This window comes from Roseiarcus sp., from assembly GCF_052145395.1.
Lineage (GTDB): Bacteria > Pseudomonadota > Alphaproteobacteria > Rhizobiales > Beijerinckiaceae > Roseiarcus.
In genome coordinates, this window is sequence record NZ_JBKQOT010000067.1 from 1 (window position 1) to 5,077 (window position 5,077).

Consider the following 5,077-nt stretch of genomic DNA (forward strand, 5'->3'; position numbering starts at 1 on the left):
AGCCGTCGGCGTCGCGGCGGCAGCCGTAGCCGGTGAAATACTTGCCCGGATAGGTGGAGAAGTAGGTCTTCACAAACCGGACGAGGACGCCGTAGACGGTGCGCATCATCCCCGGCCAAGAGTCGGCGATGACGAGATTGCCCTCGCACACCCCCTCCAGCAGGTTTCCGGCGCCGTCGACGATCTCCGGGATCACGCCAAAGAACGGTCGGGTCGCCGAACCGGGCTTCAGCTTGGTGGCGCCGGGCAGCGGGGTGATCAGAATGCCGCCCGTCTCGGTCTGCCACCAGGTGTCCACGATCGGGCAGCGGTGCTCGCCGACGACCCGGTGATACCACTCCCAAGCCTCGGGGTTGATCGGCTCGCCGACCGTGCCCAGAAGGCGGAGCGATTTGCGGCTGGTCTTCTTCACCGGCTCCTCGCCCGCGCCCATCAGCGACCGGATGGCGGTCGGCGCGGTGTAGAAGATGTTGACCTGATGCTTGTCTACGACCTCCCAGAAGCGGCTCATCGAGGGATAGTTCGGAATGCCCTCGAACATCAGGGTCGTCGCGCCGTTGGCGAGCGGTCCGTACAGGATGTACGAGTGCCCCGTCACCCAGCCGACATCGGCGGTGCACCAGTAGATGTCGCCCTCGTGGTAGTCGAAGACGTATTGGTGCGTCATCGCCGCAAAGACGAGATAGCCGCCGGTCGTGTGGACGACGCCTTTCGGCGTGCCGGTTGAACCCGACGTATAAAGGATGAACAGCGGATCTTCCGCGTTGACCGGCTCGGCCGGGCACTTCGTGGAGACGCGCTCGGCCGCCTCGTGGTACCAGACGTCGCGGCCCGGCGTCCAGTCGATCTCGCCACCCGTGCGTTTGACGACGATCACGTGCCTCACGTCTCCCGCCTTTTGGACAGCGACGTCGGCATTGGCTTTCAGCGGCACCTTGCGCCCCCCGCGAAGACCCTCGTCGGCAGTGATGATGACTTCCGACTTCGCATCCGTGATACGGCCGGCAAGCGCGTCTGCAGAGAAGCCGCCAAAGACGACGGAATGGATGGCGCCGATGCGCGCGCAGGCGAGCATCGCGTAGGCCACCTCTGGGATCATAGGCAGGTAAATGGTGACGCGGTCGCCCTTCCTGACGCCATGAAAATGCAGGACGTTGGCGAAACGGTTCACTTCCTCCGAGAGCTCGGCGTAGGTGATGTGTCGGGATTCATTGGGGTTGTCGCCTTCCCAGATGATCGCCACCTGGTCGGCGCGCTTCGGCAGATGCCGGTCTACGCAATTGTAGGCGACATTGGTCACCCCGTCCTCGAACCATTTGATCGAGACATTGTGCGCGTCGAAGCTCGTGTTCTTGACCTTGGTGTAGGGCTTGAACCAGTCGATCCGCTTGCCGTGTTCGCCCCAGAATCCCTCCGGGTCGCTCAGGGAACGCTTGTACATCTCCTCGTACTTGGCGTCATTGATCCAAGCGCGCTTCGCCCATTCGGCGGGAACGTCATAAACGTGGTCGTGCACGGGGCTCCTCCCAGCAGATTCCTGCGCGCCGGCCGAGCCGACGCATACAAGCATTGTCGAGAGTTTATGCCCAAGGCGGGGAAGCTGGACAAGCCAGCTTCCGGTGCTGCTTTGGTCTTACCCATTCCGTACGGCGCACTTTGACGAATGTCGTCGGCTAGAGACCGCCCATGTCTGAGATGAGGGCCCACTCCGCTTCCGTCACCGGCTGGACCGACAGGCGGGAGTTCGTGACGAGCGCCATCGCGTGAAGGCGCTTCTCCGCCTTCACGGCGTCGAGCGTCACCGGACGCGGCAACGGCCGGACGGCGCGAATGTCGACCATGCCGAACTTGCCGGTCTTATCGCTCGGATCGGGCCGGTAAGCCTTTGACACCTCGACGATCCCCACGATCGCCTTGCCTTCGTTGGAATGATAGAAGAACCCCTGCTCGCCGACCTTCATCGCCTGCATATTGAGCTTGGCCGAATGGTTGCGCACCCCGCTCCAATCGGTCCCGTCCGGTCCGCAGCCCGCGAGCTTCTCGAACGACCACGCCGACGGCTCGCTCTTGAACAGCCAGTGCGCCATGCTCCCCTCACGTAAGGGCCTGACCGACCGCCTGCCGATAGGGTTTCACGGTGACGCTCTCGAACAGGCCGGCGAGCGTATAAGGGTCCTGCGCGAGAATCGACTCAATCTCCTTGAGGCTCTCGCCTTCGAAGATCAGCATCGACCCGACTGGCGTCTGAAGGTCGTCGGCGAGCATCGCGCCGCCGATTTTCACCTTCGAGCCGAGACTTTTCAGATGGTCGAGATGAGCCGGGCGGTTTGCGAGACGCGTCTCGACGCTTTGCGGCTTATCGACACAGGTGGCGATGAACAGCATGGGAGGACCTCCGCGGGATCCTCGAGGATTACGCGAGCCCGCGGGCAAAGCCAAGCGGCCGGAATTCGTAAATCGTGTCTCAGTTTGAAATACGGGTTTCGAAGATAATCGGGAGGGCTGTCGCGCCGCTCGTGGCGTCGCCCGCGCGGTCTCGGCCTCGTCCTCGTCCATGACACGCGAATAGCCGACGACGTCGGCGCCGAGGATCGCGGCGAGCTTGCGGGCGGCGGTCATCCTTCCGGAACCCCCGACAGGCGCAGAGCGTCGATGATCTGCGCTTTGAGCGCCGAGTGAGCCGCGGATGGGGGTCGCCACGGTCCATCCCGGTAGCGCGCGATCGTGAACTTTGGATTGAGCTCGAGGCCGCCCTTGGCGACCGCGCGCGCTTCGTCTGTGCGGCCAAGCAGCGCGAGCGTCGCTGCGAGAAGGAAGTGGGACATCGGGTTGTTGCGGTTGTCCTCGATCGATCGCCGCAGCCAGACGAGCGCCTCGTCGTTTCGCCCCAGGTGCATTTTGGAAATCCCGACGAACATCCGCCAGGTGAAAGCGAAGCTGTCGCGGGGGCTGAGCCGAAGCGCCTCGCTGACGCAAGGCTCGGTCTCCTCGGGGTGTCCGACATAGACTTTGAATATTCCGATCGTCGCGTGAGCGGATGCCAGGTTCGGATTGATCGCGAGCGCCCGCTCGCATTCGGCGATCCCCAGCTCGGGGCCCTTGGTGACTCCAAGCACGGTCCCGAGGGCGAAGTGAGCGGGCGCGTAATCGGGCGCGAGTGAAAGCGCCTTGAGCGCCGCAGCCTCGGCGGAAGCCACGCGAGCGGCCCTGTCTTCGGGATAGAGATAGGCCGCGACGAGAAAGTCGACAAAGGCGATCCCGACAAGCGCGGTCACGTTGTCGGGATCGATCGCCAACGCGCGCTCAAAGAACGCGCGGGCCTTCGACATGTTTTCCCCGGTCAGCCCCTTAACAAACGAAGCCATGCCCCGAAAGGTGAGATCGATCGCATCGGGGGTTGGTGGCTGCGCCCGGCGCGCCTCCGCTTGGACCGGCTCCGTTCCGAGCTGATTGCCGATCCTCGCGACGATTTCGTCCTGCATTTCGAAGAAATCGGCGACAGGCTTGTCAAACCGCTCCGCCCACACATGGCTGCCGCTCTCAGCGTCGACGAGCTGAACGTTCACCCGCATGCGAGCGCCGCGGCGCCGGACGCTTCCTTCCAGCACGTAGCGCACGTTCAGTTCACGGCCGAGCGACCTCACATCGATCGCCTTGCGCTTGAAGGTGAAAGCGGTGCTCCGCGCGATGACGAAGGCGTTGCGAATCCGCGACAGGTCTGTCGTCAAGCTCTCGGTTACGCCATCGACGAAATCCTCCTGTTCCGGATCGCCGCCGATGTTGGTGAAGGGCAGAATGACGATGGAGAAACGCCGCGGCGCAGCGGATTTTTCATGCGCCGCGGTCAGCGTGGGTTTCGCTCGGGCGGGCTGGCCAACGTCAATCGAATAGACGCGGATCGGTTCGGCGATGTTCTTGAGCTGGGTCGGGCCGAGATCGGTCACGGCGAGCTCGAGCCGCCTCTTGACCTGCCAATAGGCCTGCTCGGAAAGACAGATCGCTCCAGGCTTGGCGATGCCTTCGAGCCGCGCGGCGATATTGACGCCGTCGCCCATCAGGTCGCCGTCGCTCTCCTCGACCACATCGCCGATGTGGATGCCGATCCGAAAGACGATCTGACGGTCCTCGGGCACTCCGGCGTTGCGTTCGGCCATCGCGTTCTGCACTTCGATGGCAAAACGCACGGCGGCGACTGCGCTGCGGAACTCGACCAGCGCGCCGTCGCCACTGCGCTTGACGATGCGGCCGTTATGCACCGCGATCATGGGGTCAATGAGATCGCTTCGCAGCGCCCTCAGCTGCGCCAGAATTCGATCTTCATCGGCGCCGGCGAGCCGGCTGAAGCCGACCACATCCGAGCATAGGATCGCCGCAAGTTTGCGAGTTTCGGGCATCCCGCGCTCCCCGCATCCTATATAGTTTAGCACGGATTAGGGGGGATATCGTCGCTCCGATTCGGTCCGTCCCGACATAAGCCACTGCCGTCGCCGCGCAAGCGGTTTCGTTCTCTCGGGGTAGATTTTATCCGGTCGCCGCGCCGATGGCGAATGGCTGCTCTTTGCGCAGTCCGGCCGTCCAACGTGTCGGCTTCGAATGATCTTTCCGCCCCAAGCCGCAATTCAAACCGAGACGTTACCCGGGCCGATCACTCCTCGCCCCTCTGCGGACGGCCGAGCAGCGCGCCGACAGCGCCTGCGACGTCGAGCGATCCCTCTATCAGCGCCTCGACGCAATGGGCGATCGGCATGTCGACGCCGCGGGCGCGCGCCATTTCCGTCAGGGCCAAAGCGGTGAAGGCGCCCTCGGCGAGCCCTCCTGACTTGGCCGCTTCGACGCTCCCGCCCTTGCCGAGCGCGAGGCCGAAGGCGAAATTGCGCGACTGCGCCGACGAGCAGGTCAGAACCAGATCGCCGAGACCGGAGAGTCCCATCAGGGTCTGGCTGCGCGCCCCGAACGCATCGCCGAACCGCCTTAGTTCGGCAAAGCCGCGCGCGATGAGGGCCGCGACCGCGCTGGCGCCGAGGCCGCGCCCGGCGGCGACGCCGCAGGCGATCGCCAGCACGTTTTTGGCGGCGCC

The 5,077-nt window shown here is 64.2% G+C and carries 5 protein-coding genes; all 5 read right to left on the minus strand.

Annotation, left to right across the window (positions count from 1 at the left end; translation table 11 throughout):
* The coding region (gene acs, locus ACLP25_RS02275; protein ID WP_442467620.1) for an acetate--CoA ligase at nt 1-1,516 on the minus strand (1,516 nt) is incomplete at its 3' end.
* A gap of 157 nt (nt 1,517-1,673) precedes the next feature.
* A complete protein-coding gene (locus tag ACLP25_RS02280; RefSeq protein WP_442467621.1) occupies nt 1,674-2,087 on the minus strand; it encodes an EVE domain-containing protein in 414 nt (137 codons plus the stop codon).
* 7 nt (nt 2,088-2,094) lie between these two features.
* Nucleotides 2,095-2,385, minus strand: a complete 291-nt coding sequence (locus tag ACLP25_RS02285; protein ID WP_442467622.1) for a YciI family protein — start codon at nt 2,383-2,385, stop codon at nt 2,095-2,097.
* Between the two features lie 230 nt (nt 2,386-2,615).
* Nucleotides 2,616-4,394, minus strand: coding sequence for an adenylate/guanylate cyclase domain-containing protein (locus tag ACLP25_RS02290; protein WP_442467623.1), 1,779 nt, complete (start codon nt 4,392-4,394; stop codon nt 2,616-2,618).
* Nucleotides 4,395-4,645: 251 nt separating this feature from the next.
* A partial coding sequence (locus ACLP25_RS02295; RefSeq protein WP_442467624.1) for an NAD(P)H-dependent glycerol-3-phosphate dehydrogenase occupies nt 4,646-5,077 on the minus strand: 432 nt, incomplete at its 5' end.